The 21,636-nt window shown below is 41.1% G+C and carries 14 protein-coding genes; 13 read left to right on the top strand and 1 reads right to left on the bottom strand.

The features are described from left to right. Window positions 1-29 precede the first annotated feature (29 nt). The 11 genes from CHH60_RS15085 to CHH60_RS15035 all read left to right on the top strand — a co-directional run bounded on the left by CHH60_RS15085 (window position 30) and on the right by CHH60_RS15035 (window position 17,278). Complete coding sequence (locus tag CHH60_RS15085; RefSeq protein WP_095359922.1) at window positions 30-2,102, top strand: glycosyltransferase; 2,073 nt, start codon at window positions 30-32, stop codon at window positions 2,100-2,102. A 23-nt stretch (window positions 2,103-2,125) separates the two neighbouring features. Continuing rightward, complete coding sequence (locus tag CHH60_RS15080) at window positions 2,126-3,193, top strand: glycosyltransferase family 2 protein (protein ID WP_095359921.1); 1,068 nt, start codon at window positions 2,126-2,128, stop codon at window positions 3,191-3,193. Beyond that, complete coding sequence (locus CHH60_RS15075; RefSeq protein ID WP_095359920.1) at window positions 3,190-6,834, top strand: glycosyltransferase; 3,645 nt, start codon at window positions 3,190-3,192, stop codon at window positions 6,832-6,834. The genes CHH60_RS15080 and CHH60_RS15075 overlap by 4 nt, the downstream gene beginning before the upstream one ends. 51 nt (window positions 6,835-6,885) lie before the next feature. Further along, window positions 6,886-8,232 (top strand): UDP-glucose dehydrogenase family protein, encoded by a 1,347-nt coding sequence (locus CHH60_RS15070; RefSeq protein WP_095359919.1) that lies wholly within the window; start codon window positions 6,886-6,888, stop codon window positions 8,230-8,232. Further along, on the top strand, window positions 8,229-9,302 hold the full coding sequence (locus CHH60_RS15065) for a glycosyltransferase family 2 protein (protein WP_255247944.1): 1,074 nt from the start codon (window positions 8,229-8,231) through the stop codon (window positions 9,300-9,302). The genes CHH60_RS15070 and CHH60_RS15065 overlap by 4 nt, the downstream gene beginning before the upstream one ends. Before the next feature lie 84 nt (window positions 9,303-9,386). Next, the gene (locus tag CHH60_RS15060; RefSeq protein WP_095359918.1) at window positions 9,387-10,130 is read left to right on the top strand and encodes a glycosyltransferase family 2 protein; all 744 of its coding nucleotides are present in this window, start codon (window positions 9,387-9,389) and stop codon (window positions 10,128-10,130) included. Between the two features lie 224 nt (window positions 10,131-10,354). Then, entirely contained in the window at window positions 10,355-10,552 is a 198-nt protein-coding gene (locus tag CHH60_RS15055) for a cold shock domain-containing protein (protein WP_024631599.1), read from the top strand. A gap of 357 nt (window positions 10,553-10,909) precedes the next feature. Then, complete coding sequence (gene hpf / locus CHH60_RS15050; RefSeq protein WP_095359917.1) at window positions 10,910-11,473, top strand: ribosome hibernation-promoting factor, HPF/YfiA family; 564 nt, start codon at window positions 10,910-10,912, stop codon at window positions 11,471-11,473. 811 nt (window positions 11,474-12,284) lie between these two features. Further along, the gene (secA, locus tag CHH60_RS15045) at window positions 12,285-14,789 is read left to right on the top strand and encodes a preprotein translocase subunit SecA (protein WP_095359916.1); all 2,505 of its coding nucleotides are present in this window, start codon (window positions 12,285-12,287) and stop codon (window positions 14,787-14,789) included. A 342-nt stretch (window positions 14,790-15,131) separates the two neighbouring features. Further along, window positions 15,132-16,245 (top strand): peptide chain release factor 2 gene (gene prfB / locus CHH60_RS15040; RefSeq protein WP_141236954.1). Its coding sequence is split into 2 segments (ribosomal slippage): window positions 15,132-15,203 and window positions 15,205-16,245, totalling 1,113 coding nucleotides; the frame shifts between segments, so codons are not numbered across the junction. A gap of 127 nt (window positions 16,246-16,372) precedes the next feature. After that, entirely contained in the window at window positions 16,373-17,278 is a 906-nt protein-coding gene (locus CHH60_RS15035; protein WP_095359914.1) for a YitT family protein, read from the top strand. A 107-nt stretch (window positions 17,279-17,385) separates the two neighbouring features. Here the strand turns inward: CHH60_RS15035 and cls are convergent, their stop codons facing one another. Continuing rightward, window positions 17,386-18,834: a cardiolipin synthase gene (gene cls / locus CHH60_RS15030; RefSeq protein WP_095359913.1), complete on the bottom strand. Its 1,449-nt coding sequence runs from the start codon at window positions 18,832-18,834 to the stop codon at window positions 17,386-17,388. Between the two features lie 333 nt (window positions 18,835-19,167). Between cls and argC the strand changes: the two genes are divergently transcribed. Continuing rightward, a complete protein-coding gene (argC, locus tag CHH60_RS15025; protein WP_095359912.1) occupies window positions 19,168-20,217 on the top strand; it encodes an N-acetyl-gamma-glutamyl-phosphate reductase in 1,050 nt (349 codons plus the stop codon). Between the two features lie 116 nt (window positions 20,218-20,333). Further along, a complete protein-coding gene (gene argJ / locus CHH60_RS15020) occupies window positions 20,334-21,572 on the top strand; it encodes a bifunctional glutamate N-acetyltransferase/amino-acid acetyltransferase ArgJ (RefSeq protein WP_095359911.1) in 1,239 nt (412 codons plus the stop codon). Window positions 21,573-21,636 lie beyond the last annotated feature (64 nt).

Raw genomic sequence — 21,636 nt, 5'->3', positions numbered from 1 at the left:
AATAGAAGAAACGTGAGGGAGTCATTATCATGCAGACAAGCATAATAATTTCAGGATCGAAAGATGCTTTCCAGTATCTTTTAGCATGTATTGATAGCATTAGAAAATTCACGGAAAAAGGAACTTACCAATTAATTGTAGTCGAGAATGGTGAAACATTTCAGTATAGAGATTGGTTAATGGAACAAACTGATATTATTACTGTGTTTAATGACAGCCCGATCTCTCAAGCAAAAGCCTGGAATACAGCAATGAGAATTGCTTCAGGAGAAAATATTTTATTTATGCATAGTGATACCATAGTGACAGAAAATTGGCTTATTTACATGATTCAGACGTTGTATCAGGATTTAAAGGTGGCCGGAGTAGGCCCAATTAGTAATTTCACAGAAATTGGACAAAAAGTTGATGTTAATCCGGCATCATTAGAAGAGATGTTTTCTTTTGCATGTAATAATAGCAGACATATTAGACAAAAGGAAAAAGTGACTCTCTCAAATTTTTGTATATTATTCAAAAAAAACATCCTCCATATTTTAGGGGATTTCAATGAATGCTTAACAGGGGAAGCTATGGCAATTGAGTATTCTGTTAGGGCTTGCGAGGCAGGGTATAAGCTTATATCGTGTGAACAGGTATTCGTCTATCATTACGGAATTAGTGACGTAAGTTTTATAGATCAAGATGTAGTTTTTGAAAAATGGGAAATGGATCACGAAAATTTCCTATGCAATTTTGACATTTTAGAAAATATTGAAATAGAGAGTGTAGAAAGTTTGAGAATATTAGAAGTAGGTTGTGGACTAGGTGCCACACTTCTCGAGCTGACACAGCAGAATCCTGACATTCATGTTTTTGGAATAGAGAGAAGGACAACTATTGCGCCATCTCAATTAGAGGGGAAAATAAAAACAAGTATTCAAGAACATGCATTTGATGATAATTCTTTAGATTATATCATTTTAAATTCGCTTGTAGAGGATTTAAAATTTGATGAATGCTTTGAATTATTAAAACCTAAGGGGAAATTGATAGTCAATATCCCTAACTTAAATAGTTATAAAAATATAATGAAAATATTAGAAAATAAACCCATGAAAAAAGGTCTTAATATTGCTGTAGTAAATGAATTTGGCAAACAACTGAATGACATGAATTTCGAAAACATTAAGTTGAGTTCAACTCGTAATAAAATTCCAAGTAATTATAACAATGTTATTTTAGAATTTGAGAAGCTTATAGGCCGGAATGTAACTTCAAGTATTGAAATTGATGCTTATATACTTGAAGCTTCCAAACCCCTCAGTATAAATCAATTACACGAGTTGTTTAATAGACTAATGAATAACCCCTTTGAAGCTGATCTCGAAAAATTAATCTCTAGTTCATCGCCAGTAATTGTAAGAGCTCTTGCATCGTACACTGGACCTGTCATTCCCTTATTAAATTATCTTGCTATTACGAGTTATGAGAGGAAGAAAAATGAGGAAGATATTTTCCTGCTATTAAATAAGGCATATGAATTAGATCCTAGTAACGAAGATACGATTTTTAATGTCAGTACAATTCACTTAGCGTTAGGGAACGAAGTTGAAGCGCTAAACTGGTTATTAAAAATCTCTAATAAAACTGAACAAATTAAAAATTGGATTTATGAGATTGAACAGAGCATCAATTTGAAAAAGGACCCAACCAAATGGTTGAGCTTTCTCGTTCTTCGGATCGAAAATAATGTTCAGAGAAGGGAATCACTACTTGAATTAATGAAAGTGTTACAAAACAAACATGAGGATATTAAAAGAGTTAGAACAGCTATAAAAGATTATACATTAGATCCTTTGAGTACAATTAATATTCTGGTAAATAGATTATACGAGTATGGGGAATACAACATGGCTATAAACATGTTGGAATATTCCCTGGAATTTGGTTCCGATAAAGATGAAACTCTATTCTTAATTAGTAATATCTTTTATAAAATAGGTGACTACGCTCATTCTATATCTTACTTGAATTCTGTTTCAATTATAAATGAGAAAGTTCTAAGTTTGAGAGAGAGATTAGACTCTGTTGAAAGTGAGATCATAGGAAGACTAAATTAAACCTATATTATGGATGTGATGAAATGTTAGTGAATAAAAAAATATCAGTTATAATACCAATGTTTAATTCTGAGGATTTTATAGAATCAACTATAGAGTCAGTGACTTCTCAATCAATGAAAGACATTGAAATTATAATGATAGATGACGGTTCGAACGATCGAACGTATCAGATTGCATTAAATTTTTCCGCTCAGCACAAGAATATAGTTGTTTTGAAAAATTCATTCAGCAAAGGTGTCTCTGGGGCAAGGAATTCAGGTCTTGAAGTAGCCAAAGGGGAATATGTATTCTTTCTAGATTCAGATGATATACTTCCTCGTAATTCTCTTGAAAATATGTACAGATTGGCTATGGCACATAAAGCAGATATTGTTACAGGAATTTACGAACGATTTGATTCTAAATCACAATCAATTGTTCAATTTTTTAATCAATTTCCTCAACTGAAAATTGAAGGCCCGCTTAGTTTAATCAATAACCCTTATATAGTTTTTTCAGTTTATTCTTGTGGGAAATTATTTAAGAGAAACCTTATTGAGAATGTTAAATTTAACGAAGATTTACATTATGGTGAGGATCAAGTATTTACAATTAAATCTTTATTACGAGCTAAAACGATAATTAATTCATCAGATGTTGTTTATAAATATCGCATCAGAGACGGTGAATCTGAATCTGCGTCTCAATCTGTATATAAAGATCCTTTGACTAATTTAGAGCAGGTACTAAGCATGCTCGAACTTATTAGAAAAGAACTAAGGGACTATATTCAGGACTCTTTTCTTAGAAGAAGTATATATAGTCTCTATTTAAAAAGAGTAATTCACTGGAATATTTGGACAGCAATTAGTAGTGGTTTGTTATCAATGAATATTTCTTATAGGGTTTCAGTGATGACACGTTATGCAGATTGGGTTAAAGGACTAGACAAAGAAACTATCAATTTGAACTCTACGGATCTTAAATTTATCAATGAACGTATAATAAGAATCATTCCTGTCTTAGATTTCAAAACACAAAAGATCTGTGAATCTTTAATTGATCAAACTAAAAACTTATCTAACCCAGAAGGGGTGCCGATTATATGAATAATGAAAGTCAGGAATTAGAGGAATTAAAGAGAGACTATAAAGATAAGATCAGGAATTTAATAGAAAGCAATGATTTAATACAAGCGTCTTACATGATAGAGGAATATGAAAAGATAAATGTTATTGATTCGGAGATTTTGTGTTTTAGAGGGATTATTCAATACTTACAAGGGAATTTAGAATATGCTCTCTCAATCTTCAAAAAAGGTATTAATCTAGATAGTGAATATTTTGATTTACTCTTCAATATTGCAATAACTAATGAAAGTTTAGAAAAATATAATGAAGCTTATCGTTATTACGACAAAGCATTACTATACTGTACTGACTCAAATTTAATTGAATTTTTAAAAGAAAAAACATCTCAATTATATGAATATAAACAAGCTGATTCGTCTATAAGGAAAAAAGTTCTTATCATTGCGCACATTTTCCCTCCCCTAGGTGGTTCCGGAGTACAGCGGACGCTTAAATTTGTTAAATATCTTAGAGAAGAAGGATGGGAGCCTGTAATTGTCACAACGGGAGCTTCGAATTATCCTTATCGTGATGAGACTCTTCTCAGCGAGATTCCAGAAGGGACAGAAGTAATAAGAGTAGACGAACCTCCGATGAAATTAGATCAGAAACAATTAAATAATTTGATAGCTTGCTATAATAAAGTCGTCAATAAAAAAGAAATAATGGATGAGTTTCTTTCTAAAGTGAAATCAGATAATATTGGTTTGCTTCAACCGGACGAACATATTTTATGGGGTATTAACGTAATTGAAGAAGTGAAAAAAACAATTGATATTAGTGAAATGGAGCTTGTGTATACCACTGGAGCTCCATTTACTGATCATGTGATCGGATATTTATTGAAAAAGGAACTTAATAAACCATGGATTGCAGATTTTAGAGATGAATGGACCAATAATGCTTACCAGGATTATGATGAAAAAGATATTATCTATAAAATCAAATATTGCATGGAGGAAAACATTGTAAGTACAGCTGATAAAATTATAACTACGACCCCATATGCAACACATAATTTCATAACGAGATTCCAATTAAATGAATCTAAAGTCATTACTATTACTAATGGTTATGATGAAGATGATTTTCTAAATATTAAAGAACAGATCTCAAGTAATGATAAGTTCCGAATTCTCCATAATGGGCTACTTTACTTAATAAGAACTCCTCTTACATTTATGACGGCCTTATTCAACTTGATAAATAGTGGGAAAATTCCTCACACGGATATAGAAGTTGGTTTCACATGGAGCAGAAATAACGAAATATGGCAGGAAGCGGCGGAAAAATTTGGTTTGCAAGACGTTATTAAATTTTATGACTATCTGTCTCATCATGATAGCCTAAAGTTAGCTAACGAAATGGATCTTTTGTTACTTATAGTAGGCCCAGGTGAAAAAAATCGAACAATGTATCCGGGTAAGGTCTTTGAATATCTCCGCTTAAATAAAAATATTTTATCATTGTCACCTAAAGATAGTCTTGTTGAACTGCTGCTTGAGGAGACAGGTAGAGGGGTTAATGTTAAATTCGAAGAAATAGCTGAAATAGAGAGATCAGTTCTTTATTTTTATGAAAAGTGGAAAAGTGGAAAAATGAATGAATATCGTGTTACTTCCGACATAGCTATTTATGAACGTAGAAATCAGACGAAGTTACTGGCTGCGACATTTAATCGTACCCTCGTTGAATATGAAGAACTTAACAATAGACAAAAAATATGCTTTTTCTCCCATAAAGATGGGGATAAATTTTTAAATGATATAATGAAAAGTCTTTCCGAGACCTATTACGTTCGGAAAATAATAGTAGAAGACGCAAAACAATTGGAAGAAGGGATGAAGTGGGCTGATCTCTGTTGGTTCGAATGGTGCGACAATATTTTTGCGGCAGCCTCGAATTTACCAATTGCTAAAGAAAAAAAATTAATATGTCGTATTCATAGATATGAAGTGTTCACTGACAATCCTAAAAAAGTAGCTTGGGAAAACGTTGATAAGTTAATTATTGTAACTGAGCATCTTAAAAATCTATTGTGTAACAAGGTACCTAATATTGAAAAACTAGTTGACATCATAACGATCCATAATGGCGTGAATTTAGAACGTTATAAGTATGGGGATAAAAAGACCGGGTTTAATATTGCCTTCATAGGCTATTTAAATTCCAGAAAAAATCCAATGTTGCTTCTCCAAATTGCGAAAGAAGTAGTTAATATAGATCCCAAATATAAGTTTTTTATTGCTGGGGATTTCCAAGACGAAGTTCTAGAACTTTACTGGAATCATATGGTCATACAGCTTGGGCTGGAAGATAATGTTGTATTTCAAGGGTATCAAGTGGATATTAAAAATTGGCTAGAAGATAAGAATTATATATTATCTACTACAATGCACGAAAGTTTTGGTTATGGAATAGCTGAAGCGATGGCAATGGGAATTAAACCTGTTATTCATAACTTCGTGTTTAGTCAAGAGGTATGGCCAGAAGAATATATATTTAATACAGTTCATGAAGCAGTGAGTATGATAATTGAAGAAAATTATAATTCAGAAGACTATCATAAATTTATTGCCGATCGATACTCTTTAGCTAATCAAATTAGGGAAATTCAAAATGTTGTAGCTGAATCAATGAATTCACCTCTAATAAAAACTTTTAACTATAACTCATATTGGCAAAACAGGTTGAATGAGAAGTTCAACATTGAAAGCGTGGGTTATCAGGGCTTGGGAATTCAATATAACACATTTATGTACCAGAGTCGGTTTGAAATACTCGAAGTGCTCATAACAAAAATTTTTGGCAAATCTCTAAATACCAAAAGCATACTTGAGTTAGGCCCAGGCATAGGGGTTTTTACTGATTATTTCAAGAAAAAGGGTGTTACTAATTATAATGCAATAGATATTACTGATAGATCCATTGAGAACTTAAGCCAAGCTTATCCTGAGTATAATTTTAAAAAAGGAGATGTATCAAGTCTTGATTACTATCCATCCCAAAAAGCTGATTTAATATTTGCAGCTGATGTTTTGCTTCATATAACGAACGAGCGAAATTTTCAGAATACTATCTCAAATATTTCTGGAAAAATCAATGATCAAGGATACGTAATATTATTTGACGCTTACTCAGAAACAAATGCAAAAAGTAAAAATTCACACCTAGTGATTCGTGATATTAGATATATCAACGATATTTTGGAGACATATGACCTAGAAGTAGTGAATATGATTCCTGTTTCGATGTTTACAAATAATCCTTTTGATGCTTCAAGATTCAAGGATAAAGAAAAATTGGTTTTGAGCTTATTTGATATGACTACGAGTATTTTCTTAAAAGGAAGTCTCTCTACGGATGAGCAAAATGCACTAGCTAGATGGTTATTTAATTGGGAGAAAAAATTACTATTAAATCATAGAGTGGGTAGTTCTCAGAAGGCTCTTCTTATTAAAAAGAAAAATAGCAATGGCTTAATTGATGTTTCATTAGAAGATATTTGGTCCACAGGCGATATCGAAGAGCATATTAAGCGAGATAGAGAAAGTTTAAGTGAATTTAGTTCATTATCGAATATGATTTCAGATTTCGAAAAGCTACTGTATTTATTTTGATAAGGAAACAAAGAGATTATAACAAGTTTTTGTGTTTAAGGAGGTAAACTTATTAATATTGTTATTATAGGGACGGGATATGTTGGTCTGGTATCGGGCGTTTGCTATGCAGAGATGGGACATAATGTAGTATGTGTTGACCACGATGCTAATAAAATAGATTCACTAAACCTTGGAGAAAGCACGATCTTTGAGCCTGGGTTAAATGAAATGATGAGCAGAAATGTAAGATCTGGCCGTCTTTCATTCTCAACGAAGACAATAGAGTCTGTTAGAAATGCAGAGATTGTTTTTATTGCTGTAGGAACTCCTCCTCTTCCTAGCGGTCAAGCAAATCTTAATTATGTATTTAAGGCTGCTGAAAATATTGGGGAGTCTTTGAGTAAATATACAATTGTAGCAGTGAAAAGCACTGTTCCGGTTGGGAGCAATGATGTAGTTGAACAGATTATCAGTAGTAAATTTAGCGGGGATTTTTGTGTAGTTTCTCTCCCAGAATTCCTTAGAGAAGGATCAGCAATTGAAGACACGTTCCATCCAGATCGAATAATAATTGGAATTGATAATAATGATGAGAGAACAAAAGAACAGCTTAAAAACTTTTATGCTCCATTAAATGTGCCAATGGTATTCACAGATCGAAAAAGTTCTGAAATGATTAAATATGCATCAAATGCATTTCTAGCTACCAAAATTTCATTTATTAATGAGATAGCTAATATATGCGAGAAATTGGGAGCTAACGTAGAAGAAGTAGCTTACGGTATGGGACTAGATAATCGAATTGGAATGAGTTTTCTTAAGGCTGGTATTGGATATGGGGGATCTTGTTTTCCGAAGGACACAGAAGCTCTTATTCAAATAGCTGGTAATGTAGAACATGAATTTAAGCTTTTAAGATCTGTAGTCGAGGTTAATCAATACCAGAGAATGAAAATCTTAACTAAATTAAAGAATTCCCTAGGATCACTTGAGGGAAAAGAAATAGGAATATGGGGTCTTTCCTTCAAACCGGGGACTGACGACATTAGAGAAACCCCTGCGATTGAGATAATTGATAGGATTCTTGATCATGGGGGGCTTGTAAAAGTTTACGATCCTATAGCCATGGATAATTTCAAAAAAGTAATGGATCGTCCAAATATTAAGTGGTGTTCTAGTTCATTGAGAGCATCTGAAAACTGTGATGCCCTATGTGTTATTACAGAATGGCCAGAATTTAAATATATAGATTTAATGAAATTGAAGTCTATTATGAGAAGGCCGATCATTATAGATGGCCGAAACATATATTCTGATCATGAAATTAAAGAGGCGGGATTTGATTATTTTCCAGTTGGTAAAAAAGCTAGTAGAACATCTGGGGATATATTCCACATTCAGGGTGGAGAAATATGATTATTACACTTTCCTTGGTGATGATTGTAAAAAACGAGGAGAAGACACTTAGACGATGTCTAAACAGTGTGCAAAGTCTTGTAGATGAAATCATTATTGTTGATACAGGCTCAACGGATGATACAATTCAAATCGCGAGTGAGTTTACTACTGAAATTTTCGAATATCCTTGGAATCAAGATTTTGCAGCGGCGCGAAATTACGCTCTGGATCAGTCCGCAAGTGACTGGAACCTTGTACTTGATGCAGATGAATTTATCTCAAATGATTGTTCCGCAGCAATCCGAGAATTTATTCAATCAGGGCCAGCAATCGGTAGGGTTAAGGTGAAGAATCAGTTTGAAAGTCAGGATGGAATAAATACTGAAACAAGTTATATATCTAGGATATTTCCAAAGCAATGTCGGTATATTGGAAAGATACATGAACAAATACAATCTGATTTGAGCAGAGTCATCATTGATGTGGAAATTAGTCATGATGGTTATTTGAATCAAATTAAGAGTACTCGTAACATTCCTATTCTACTTGAATGCATCAAAGAACATCAGCAAGATGCTTACTTTCATTATCAGATTGCGAAGGAATACAGAGGGCTCCAGGAACATAATCACGCTGTTGCTCACTTAAGACTGGCTTACCAGTTTATAGACCGAAGGAAAACTTTTGCACCTCAAATTGTCATAAACTATCTTTACGCTACGATTGCTGCAGGGACCTTAGAGGAAGGGATTTCTGTTATAGAGGATAACTATGAATACTTAGAGGAAAGTGCTGATTTTTTCTTTGTTGCTGCCCTATTTATGCTTGAGCTTATCTTAAGTAATCCAGACGAATACAGCAGCAATTTAGCTTTAATAGAGCAATTTTATAAACGGGCTCTTTCCATTGGAGAAGTTGAAGTTGAAGGTAAGGTTCAGGGGACTGGCAGTTATGCGGCACACCATAATTTGGGTGTCTATTATGAAGTCATAGGTCAGCACGATCTGGCCATGCAGCAATATAGTTCTGCAGCGGAATATAATTACGGTCCCTCTTTAAAAAGATTAGAGAGTTTGCGAGAGAAATAATTTTGTGAGGAGAAAGGATACTCCCTTTCATACAACTAATTATATTTTCTCTCAAAGAACATTAAGATGAATAGGAGGGGTTCAATGGGCGTTTCAGCTGCTATGATTGTGAAAGATTCGGAGCGATGTATTGCGCGTTGCCTCGATAGTATTGTGAATGCAGTTGATGAGATTGTAATAGTCGATACTGGATCGGAAGATGCGACAATTGCAATTGTTAATCAATATATTCAGAAACACCCTCATATTAAGTTGTACCATTTCAAATGGATTGATGACTTTGCGGCTGCACGGAACTATTCTTTAGAGCAAGTCACTCATGAATGGGTATTCGTAGTTGATTCAGATGATGTGCTACCTAGTAAGGAGCAAACTAAGGTCCGTTCTTATATTCAGAGGCAGAAAGAGGTTGGCCAAGAAGCGGTCTTCGATATTATCTATGATAACACTGTGGCCGGAGAAATAGTGGAAGTGATTCCTGTGGGGTATGTTAGGCTATTCCCAGCCCACTTAAGATACATGGATAGAATTCATGAACAGATTTCCTACGGTGATATACCTCGCTTATCAAGTGATATTCATCTACTGCATGATGGTTATGATGTTAACATAGTTGATCTGAAGGCCAAGAAAAAGCGTAATATTGACTTACTGATTGCAAGCTTGCAAAGTAACCAGGGGAATGCAAGATTATGGCTGCATTTGGCTAGAGAAATGTCGGTTCTAGATGTCCCTAAGGCTTTGAGGTATTTGGACATTGCTGAGTCAAAGACTAGCAATCCTGATCTATTGCAACTTATTAGGAATGAAAGGACAGCAATAAGCTAATTATAAATATCGTTTTGAGGTCCTTCTTCATTGCTTCCTTAACCTGATACAGCTTGTAATAGATATACCGTTCTTATATTTCGTCAATATCCTACAAAAAATACCAATAAAACATTTTCTTTACCAATTGACAATGGATAAGTTTGGATGGTATAGTCTGAATTGTGGGCTAAGGCCTCGGGCAAGAGCCTCACTTCATTTGACGACGAAGGGAATGTTAGTGCATGCAAGGTAAAGTAAAATGGTTCAACGCAGAAAAAGGTTACGGTTTCATCGAGACTGAAGATGGCGGCGACGTATTCGTACACTTCTCCGCAATTCAATCCGAAGGCTTCAAAACTTTGGAAGAAGGTCAATCCGTAGAATTCGACATCGTCGAAGGCGCACGTGGACCTCAAGCCGCTAACGTAATCAAATTATAATCATCCGGACAATCCGACCTACATATATGGTTAGATGGTTACCAATTGAATTATCGCTAGCAATAGACTCCGGTTTTCCGGGGTCTTTTTTTGTTTTTCTAATAGATTCTTTTTAAGATATTACATAATAGATTGAGGAATGAGGAAAACGGTTAATTACTTCTTCAAGCGCCCTATATCAACATCATGTAAATAAAGAATTTCGCCTAAATATGATGAAATATCGCGAAATATGGCGTTACACGTAGGTGGGCAGATGTGACTTGAACAGATGTCATGATTCGGTCACCGGGAGTTTTTACATGGCGCTTACATTCGTGTTATAATGAAGTGGCAAAGGAAAAGGAGGAGTGCCCTATGAATTTAAGTATTCGAGGTCAACAAATCGAGGTTACCGATGCTTTGAAAGATTATGTCGACAAAAAGTTGAGTAGACTCGAGAAGTATTTCGATGCACCCCTTAACTCTGACGGTGCTGTTACATTGAGCACGACGAGAGGCTTGCATACGGTCGAGGTGACGATTCCTTTGAAAGGCATTGTGCTCCGCGCTGAAGATGAGAGCGACGATATGTACGCTTCCATTGATGCTGTGGTGGACAAGTTGGAACGTCAGATCCGTAAACACAAAACGAAAGTTAACCGGAAGTTCCGCCAGGAAGGCAGCTTGAAAACACTCTTCGTTGAAGATCCGACAGGTACAGTAGCGACTGCTGAACTGGATGTGGATACAGAGGACGATGATTTTGAAGTGGTACGGACGAAGCGGTTTATGTTGAAACCGATGGACGTGGAAGAGGCAATCCTCCAAATGAACATGGTCGGCCACAATTTCTTCGTATTCTCCAACATTGAGAATGAAGAAGTCAGCGTCGTGTACAAACGGAACGATGGGAAATATGGTTTAATCGAGCAAGGTTAATCACCTATGTACGATGACTCTGAATTACCCATTAAAGGTTAAAATGAGCACTTACGAAAATTGGACTACAGGAGGACATCTTAGTATCCTGTATGATTAAATGAACAAACTAACAAGAGCCTCAGTCCCATACGGGATGGGGCTCTTTTCTGCATAGACGCAGCCGGGAAAATTTGTGCAAGCAAGTTTATGAAACTATTTCCCATGCAGACGCGTCTAATAGAGAGTAGGAAGAAGGATCACTGCCCACCTAAAAGATGAACTTTTACACTCTTAATGTGTAAATAATGGAGTTTTATGATAGACTCAGTAAACTGAGAAAAGGTTCCAATTTTACCATGAACATTTCCTTGGACTCACCATATGATCTGAAAATATAACAGCGAAAAGAAAGGCTTCCGCTAACGGCTATGATTTTTTGCACTTAAACGTGTACGAAGAGGCTCCAGAAGTTCTAAGAAGTATGCCTCGGCGTGTTGCGGCGACCCTTACAAACTGTTACAATTTATGCAAGAGAATCATTGTCCTGATGAGGAATTGTCAACGAATGATCGCTAATCATAATCAATGACAGGCACAGCACCATGAACATGATTCGTAAGGTTTGGATTTGCCCTTATTATGCAAGGAGCGAGTCCGTGAATATCGAATCAGCTTCATGAGTAATCCTGGCCAAGCCTGGAGTTGATTCATCCATATTAATGTTTTATATCGTTTGTCACCCCCGGGCAAGTGGATGCACATATCCATCCGATGGTGTCGCATGGCGGCAGCAGGGGGTCTATTCTGTTTTGCACGAAAGGGGTATACCATGCTAGGACTTGTCAAAAAGATCTTCGGCGACATGAACGAACGTGATGTTAAACGTCTGATGAAGACGGTCGATGTGATCAATAAACTGGAACCACAATTTCAGGCATTGTCTGATGAGCAACTGAAATCCAAAACCGAGGAGTTCCGTGCCCGTATTGAAAAAGGGGAAACAACGGATGAGCTTCTGCCGGAAGCATTCGCAACGGTACGTGAAGCATCCCGCCGGGTTCTGGGCAAACGTCACTATGACGTACAGATGCTGGGTGGTATTGCTCTGCATGAGGGCCGCATCTCCGAGATGAAAACGGGTGAAGGTAAAACCCTCGTGGGAACTCTCCCGGTTTACCTGAATGCATTGATGTCCAAAGGGGTACACGTCGTTACCGTCAATGACTATTTGGCACAGCGTGACAGCCAGGAAATGGGACAGATCTACGAATTCCTGGGCATGACGGTTGGGGTTAACCTGAGCGGCATGGATCATGCGCTGAAACAGCATGCATATGCTTGTGATATCACGTACGGAACGAACAATGAATTTGGATTCGACTATCTGCGTGACAATATGGTGCTCTACAAAGAGCAGATGGTACAACGTCCGCTGTTCTTCTGTATCATTGACGAAGTGGATTCCATCCTGGTCGATGAGGCGCGTACGCCTCTGATCATTTCCGGACAAGCTCAGAAGTCGACGGATATGTACTATGCTGCAGACCGTTTTGTCAAACGTCTGACGCCGGAAGATGACTTTACAGTAGATATCAAAGTGAAATCCGTTGCCCTTACTGAAGGTGGGGTAGCTAAAGCGGAGAAAGCATTCGGCATTGAGAACTTGTATGATCACGCCAATGTCACGCTTAACCATCACATCGTACAGGCGCTGAAAGCGAACGTAATTATGCGTCGTGACGTCGACTACGTAGTCAGCGAAGAAGAAGTCATGATCGTCGATGAGTTTACAGGCCGTCTGATGGCAGGACGTCGTTACAGCGATGGTTTGCACCAAGCGATTGAAGCGAAGGAAGGCATCGAGGTACAGAACGAGAGTATGACGCTCGCTACAATTACGTTCCAGAACTACTTCCGGATGTACCGCAAGCTTGCGGGGATGACGGGTACAGCGAAAACCGAGGAAGAAGAATTTAAGAAAATCTACGGCCTCGAAGTATTGCAGATTCCTACCAACCGTCCGAACAAACGGAATGACATGGCAGATGTCGTATACAAGAGCATCGACGGTAAGTTTAAAGCTGTAGTTGAAGAGATCGTAGAACGCCACAGCAAAAACCAGCCGGTTCTGGTCGGTACAGTATCGATCGAGAACTCTGAGCGTCTTTCCGACATGCTGAAACGCCGTGGTGTGAAACACCAGGTGCTGAATGCCAAGTACCATGCGGAAGAAGCAGAAATTATCTCTGGAGCTGGTCAAGCTGGTGCGGTTACGATCGCAACCAACATGGCTGGCCGGGGTACAGATATTATTTTGGGTGAAGGCGTAGCTGAAGTCGGCGGTCTTCATATCATCGGTACAGAGCGTCACGAATCACGCCGGATCGATAACCAGCTGCGTGGACGTGCAGGACGTCAGGGTGACCCGGGTTCTACACAGTTCTATCTGTCCCTTGGTGATGAGCTGATGAGACGCTTCGGTGCAGACAACGTACTGAACATGATGGAGCGTCTTGGCTTTGAAGAGGACCAACCTATTGAGAGCCGCATGATCACTCGTGCAGTTGAGTCCGCACAGAAGCGTGTTGAAGGAAACAACTTTGACGTACGTAAAGTCGTTCTTCAATATGATGATGTCATGAACCAACAGCGTGAAATTATTTATAAACAGCGCCGTGAGGTGCTTGAATCCGAAAATATCAAACAGATCGTTATGGATATGATCAAGCCTTCCATTGAACGCATTGTTGAAGCGCACTGCAGTGACGATATTCCAGAGAACTGGGAACTGCAGGAAGTAGCGGACTATATGAACAGCAAATTGCTGGATGATGGTTCGATTACCAAAGACGATCTGTGGGGCAAGGAAGCCGAAGAGATCATCGATTACCTGTTTGATAAAGTGCAGAAAAAGTACAATGCACGTGAAGAGCGTATCGGTGAAGAAATGGTTCGTGAATTCGAGAAAGTTGTTGTGCTTCGTGCAGTCGACAGCAAATGGATGGACCACATTGATGCAATGGATCAACTGCGTCAAGGTATCCACCTTCGTGCATACGGCGGTACAGATCCACTGCGTGAGTACCAATTTGAAGGCTTCGAAATGTTCCATCAGATGATTGCTTCGATTCAGGAAGAAGTGGCAACTTATGTGATGAGAGCTCAAATCGAGAGCAATCAGGAGCGTCAGGCGGTAGTGGAAGAGAGCCAGATCTCGACTAGCGGAGAACCTGCTGAGAAGCGTCCGGTAAAAGTCTCCGACCAAATCGGCCGCAACGATCCTTGTCCATGCGGCAGCGGCAAAAAGTATAAACACTGCCACGGCCAAGAATAGTTAAGCGATATTCTCTTACACCATAACGGAGATTGCAGAAGCAATCTGGGGATAACAGCGATCGGAAGATGCTACTGCAATCGGAGTGTTATGGTGTAATAGTTCCTAGATTAACTTATATAGAATACATGAACGGCTCCTTGCGGCCGGGCATTTCAATTGATCAAATGAAGGATGCATAACCGGTGATTGGTGCATAGTTATAACTATGCAGCCATGATCCAGGTGAAGAGAATTGCCGCTATAATGGTAATCTGGACACCAAGGTGAAGCATCTGACACCCGATCTGGAGAAGTGCCCGGTTTGCGAGGAGCTTATCTTAATGAAAAGAGGAATTGCACATGATCGATCCAAGCGTGAAGCAGGACCTGCGTGAAATAGGCAAGAAACTAACAAACCTTAGGGGGTCTCTTTGACTTAGATCTCAAACAGGAAATGATTGAGAACTTTGAAGAGAAGATGTCAGCTCCCGATTTCTGGGATGATAATGAGAAGGCGCAATCGGTTATCGCCGAGATGAATGCGGTGAAAGGATCGGTTGATCAATACGCCAAACTCCAACAGGACTATGACGATGCCCTAATGATGGTTGAACTGGCTGATGAAGAAGGCGACGAAGATCTGGCCGCTGAGGTTGCCAGCAGTGTTACGGCCATCGTGAGCAAGTTGGAAGAGTTTGAACTTCAGCTTCTGCTAAATCAACCGTACGATAAAATGAATGCCATTCTTGAGCTTCACCCGGGTGCGGGCGGTACCGAGTCTCAGGACTGGGGACAAATGCTGCTCCGGATGTACACTCGCTGGGCTGAGAAACGCGGCTTCAAGGTAGAGGTGCTCGATTATCTGCCAGGCGATGAGGCCGGGATTAAAAGTGTTACGTTGTCCATCAAGGGACACAATGCTTATGGTTATTTGAAAGCAGAGAAGGGTGTCCATCGATTGGTGCGGATCTCTCCTTTTGACTCTTCGGGCCGCAGACACACATCCTTCGTATCCTGTGACGTTGTTCCAGAGATTGACGATACGGTGGAAGTGGACATCCGGACAGAGGATCTGAAGATCGATACGTACCGTGCGAGCGGTGCGGGTGGACAGCACATCAATACCACCGACTCTGCCGTACGGATCACACACATTCCTACCGGAGTTGTGGTAACGTGTCAGAACGAACGTTCACAGATCAAGAACCGTGAGCGCGCGATGACGATGCTTCGTTCCAAATTGTATGAGCGTAAAATTGAAGAGCAAAAACAACAGCTGGATGAAATCCGAGGCGATCAGTCGGATATTTCATGGGGAAGCCAGATTCGCTCCTATGTATTCCATCCCTATAGTATGGTAAAGGATCACCGTACGAGCGTAGAGACAGGAAATACAGGTGCAGTAATGGACGGCGACCTCGATGCATTCATCGACGGTTATTTGCGCAGCCAGATTAAAGTAGAAACCGAGTAATCAAAGTTCCTGTATGGACCGGATACGTGTAGGCGTATGCTGGTGTATACAGGGGCTTTTTTTTGAGCCCAAATAGGGAAGAAAAATCAGCAACTTATCAGTCATATAAAAGGAGAGCACGACAACCATGCAAGAGCATCAGCATTTCGTACCAAACCGCAAAAAGAGGTTAGCCACCCTCATCCCTCTGAATGGACCCTGGAGAAACGTAGTAGATACGGCATCCATTATTATTGGTTCGTTTCTCATTGCGGTTGCCTTTAACTTATTTTTATTACCTAATCAGATTGCTTCAGGAGGAGTATCCGGGCTGTCTATTCTTGGAAAGGAATGGCTGGGGCTTGAACCCGCATACACGCAGTGGGCCATCAATATTCCACTTCTCATCGCAGGGTTTCTGCTTATTGGTAAACAGTACGGGATCCGTTCGGTACTCGGCAGTATTGTGCTGCCCCTATTCGTTTATCTGACGAAAGACTGGGCCATTCCTACGACGAATCCTTTGCTCGGTTCTCTGTATGGAGGTATTGGTGTGGGGCTTGGCATCGGCATTGTATACAGGGGAAGAGGTTCAACAGGTGGGATGAGTATCCTCGCCAGAATCGTACAGAAATACAGCGGGCTCAGTTACTCTCTTTGCGTTGTGATCATGGATGCTACCGTTATTATTATGGCTGCGTTTGTATTGTCGTTGGAACAGTCACTTTATGCACTGATTGGTCTATACGTTACCGGAAAAGTCATTGATGCCGTGGAGATGGGACTGGGCTACTCGAAGGTTGCATACATTATCTCCAACAAGACGGAACCGATTACCAAAGTCATTCTTGCTGATCTGGATCGTGGATTAACAAAGCTGGAGGCAAAGGGTGGTTACACGGACGACCAGCGTACTGTATTGATGGTCGTGGTTGGGCAAAATGAGGTACCAAGATTGAAAGCACTGATCCGGTCCGTGGACCCGCAGGCTTTTGTTATTATCAGTAATGCGCACGAAGTGCTTGGCGAGGGCTTTAAGCGAGACGAGGCATAATTTCAGCGCCTATTAACGAGCGACATATAAAATAAAAAAGCAGGGATGTCCATTCCAGCCAAACATGGCGGAGGATGTCCCTGCTTTTTACGTTTTGAATGACCCTGTTACAAAATCGGAGAAAGTAAGCGGGAGATCGCTTCTTTGAAACGAATCTTCAGGCTGCGCTTGTTGTACTCCTCCTGCGTCATCTCGCGAGATACCTTAAGGTCATGCTCGAAAGTATTAACCAATGCTGTGGCAATGACCTCATCATACATAAAGGCATTCACCTCAAAGTTCAACCGGAAACTGCGGTAATCAATATTGGCGGTACCCACCGATGCGACCATGCTGTCAATAATGAGCGTTTTGGCATGGATGAAGCCGTTATCGTATATAAATACTTTTGCTCCGACTTTTAACAGCTCACCAATGTAAGACAGTGTAGCCCAGTATACGAAGGCGTGATCCGGTTTATTGGGAATCATGATGCGCACATCAATACCTGACAGGCACGCGAGACGTATGGCTTCGAATACACTGGCATCCGGGATAAAGTAAGGCGTCTGAATCAGAATGGAATGTTTGGCTCCATTAATCATCTTCAGATAACTGTTCTTGATGTGCTCCGTCTCTGCATCCGGTCCGCTAGAGACAATCTGCATGGCCGTCGTTCCTGTACCCTCAATATGCGGGAAATGTTCAGGAACATAAGGGGTGTCATGCTGCTTGGATGCCTCGTTCCAATCGAGAAGGAAGCGCGTCTGAAGCGCATGAACGGCATTTCCCTGAATCCGCAGGTGGGTATCGCGCCAATAACCAAACTTGGAGTTCAACCCGAGGTACTCGTCCCCCACATTGAATCCGCCTGTATAACCGAGGTTACCGTCAATGATGACGATTTTACGGTGGTTGCGGTAATTCATACGCAGGTTAATCAGGCTGAATTTCGATGGGAAAAAGACTTCCACCAAACCGCCTGCTTCGCGCAATTCTTTGAAAAAGCGGTTCGATACCCGCCGCGATCCAAGCGCGTCGTACAGCAGACGAACCTTGATGCCTTCCCGCGCTTTGCGGATCAGAGCATCCCGAATGCGTTTACCCAGCCGGTCGCCCCGGTAAATGTAATATTGCACGTGAACATGATCCTGCGCGGCTTCAATATCATCGAGTAACCGTTGGAATTTGTCCGTTCCATCGGTGATGATCTCTACAGCATTGTCTTCCGTAAGGAGAGCGCCGTTCTGTTTCAGATTCATATAGATCATATCCTGGCTGCTTTCGGTGGCTCTGTTGTTGAATGGCGTCCGATTGTCATGCAGCTGTTCGAGTTGTGCGGCGATGCGTTCCTCCAGACCAAGCTTCTTTCTCTCTTTCCATTGGAACAGTCGGTAGCGGGTCAGATTCTGACCTGTTAGTAGATAAAGTACAAACCCAAGCACAGGAATAAAGTTCAATACAAGCAGCCAAGCCCAGGATGCACTGGCATCCTTACGTTCGAAGAACACGACTGCTGCAGCGAAGATAATATTCAGGCCCAGGAGTACCATAAGTAAAATGGATTCGATATGCACTGTAGTCCCCCATGTCTCGTAATGACCAACGTGAATCCATTCATAAACCCTTCCTCGTGTAGAATTTGTTATGAATAAGACCTTGGTATGTAATCTTTCCTATAAAACGTATTTTAGCAGAAGTATTCGGGTTCGTCCCGCAGATATTGGAAAGATATGTTCGGATTTGATAAGAATCCATGTGAAATTGATGGTAGAGTGTTGTATTTATATAACTAGAGTCGTATAATAATACACAAATATGCATAGAAGCGACGGAATTACCGTGTGAGGGCCGTTTGAGGGCGTAAGCATCGTATAAGTATCGCATACAACAGGATTGGGGGAGCGAGAGTGAGTAACAAATTGAGAGTGGCAATTGTCGGTTCCACCGGCTATGGCGGGGTGGAGCTGATTCGTTTTTTTCAGAACCATCCACAGGTTGAAATCACTTCGGTGATCTCTTCATCCAGCAGCGGCGAGTCTATTGCAGACGGATTTCCGCATTTGACGGATGTGATTCGCAGGCCACTGGATGGCGTAGTTCCAGCTGAGATTGCAGAACGTGCAGATCTGGTATTCACGGCTACCCCATCCGGAGTAAGCACGAAGCTCGTCCCGAGCCTGCTCGAAGCAGGGCTGAAGGTGATCGATCTGTCTGGGGACTTCCGATTGAAGGATGGAGCCGTATATGAACAGTGGTATAAACACCCGGCTCCGCCGAGTGATCTGCTGGAACAGGCTGTATACGGGATGGCCGAAGTGTACGGGGATGAAGTAAAAGGCAAAAACTTTATTTCCAACCCGGGCTGTTATCCTACAGCTACCCTTCTGGGACTTATTCCTGCAGTGGAAGCAGGATGGATCGATCCATCCACAATTATTATCGATGCCAAATCCGGCGTATCCGGTGCTGGACGGGGAACGGCTCTGGCATACCATTATGCAGAGATGAACGAAAATTTCAAAGCCTATAAACTCAACAAACATCAACATATCCCTGAAATTGAGCAAGTGCTTGGAAATATTACCGGAAGTCCGGTAACGGTGACGTTTACGACGCACCTGGTGCCAATGACACGTGGGATTATGAGTACGATGTACGCAAGCCTGGTGGGAGATCACAGTGATCGGGACCTGGTAGATCTGTACCGTAAGTATTATGAGAATCGACCTTTTGTGAGGGTGCGTGAACCAGGCATCTGGCCTTCGACCAAGGAAGTGCAAGGATCCAACTACTGTGATATCGGATTTGCGGTTGATCCAAGAACCGGACGTTTAACAATCATATCGGTCATCGACAACCTGGTGAAGGGTGCTTCCGGGCAAGCGATTCAAAATATGAACCTGATGATGGGATGGGAGGAAAACCTCGGGCTGAACATGACGCCGGTATATCCGTAAAGAAGGGGATCGGGAGAGCAGGCTGCTGCACTTCCGGAGCCATTCAGGAGATCACCGAATTCAGGATTAGCAGGCGGCCAATCGGCATGCAGCCGAACGCAAACGGGGGATAACATATGGGAACAAATGTGAAGCAACAGGCTTACACCGTAGTGGAAAACGGAACGATTGTAACCCCGCGCGGGTTCGCTGCTGGCGGACTTCATTGCGGTTTGAAAAAAACATCACGCAACGATATCGGAGTGATCCGTTGTGAAGTGCCAGCCACGGCAGCTGCCGTGTATACGACGAACGTATTCCAGGCTGCGCCGCTGAAGGTAACTCGCGAGAGCTTGAGCAATGGACGCCTTCAGGCCGTGGTTGTTAACAGTGGTAATGCCAATGCTTGTACCGGGCAGCAGGGCGAAAAGGATGCATATGCGATGCGTTCGGCAGCCGCACGTGAACTTGGCGTAGCTGAAGAGGATGTTGCTGTGGCATCGACCGGTGTGATCGGTGAGTTGTTGAAAATGGACGCAGTACACTCGGGTATCAGCGCATTGCCGGCAAGTTTGGGGCAGGATGCCAATGAAGCAGAGCAATTCTCTCAAGCGATCCTGACGACCGATTTGGTGAAAAAGGAAGCCTGCGTATCTGTCGTTGTAAACGGCAAGAACGTTACGATTGCAGGTGCAGCCAAGGGATCTGGGATGATTCATCCCAACATGGCGACCATGCTCGCCTTTATGACGAGTGATGCGGTTATTGGCGCAGAAGCACTGCAAAGTTTGCTTCGTCAGGCGACTAACCATACATTTAACATGATCACCGTAGATGGAGATACGAGTACGAACGACATGCTGGTTGCAATGTCCAGTGGGATGGCGGGGAACGAAGAATTGACCACGGAACATCCGGACTGGGACGCTTTTGCCGCAGGATTCACTTATGTGTGTGAAGTGCTGGCCAAAGCGATTGCACGTGATGGGGAAGGGGCAACCAAGCTGGTCGAGGTGCAGGTTACGGGTGGAGTGAGTGATGAATCGGCACAGGCGATTGCCAAAACGGTTATCGGCTCCAGCCTGGTGAAGTCAGCAATGTTCGGTGCGGACGCAAACTGGGGACGGATTATTGCAGCCGTGGGGCGTGCAGGACAGCCGGTTAACCCGGACACCGTGGATATCCGTTTGGGAGATATCTCGGTACTTGAGCAGTCCCGCCCAGTTGTATTTGATGAAGAAGCTGCACTAGCCTACTTGCAAACCGATACCGTTCGCATTGTGGTGGATCTGCACCATGGCGAAGGAAGGGCTACAGCATGGGGCTGTGACCTGACATACGATTACGTTCGAATCAATGCGGCATACCGCACTTAATAAACTATCTTTAAACTATCTTGTGTTATTCGATATTAACAAATGGAATTTTACATGGTAACGG

Source organism: Paenibacillus sp. 7523-1 (genome assembly GCF_002276415.1).
In the GTDB taxonomy this organism is placed as follows: domain Bacteria; phylum Bacillota; class Bacilli; order Paenibacillales; family Paenibacillaceae; genus Paenibacillus; species Paenibacillus illinoisensis_A.
This window is presented reverse-complemented; position numbering and strand designations above follow the sequence as displayed.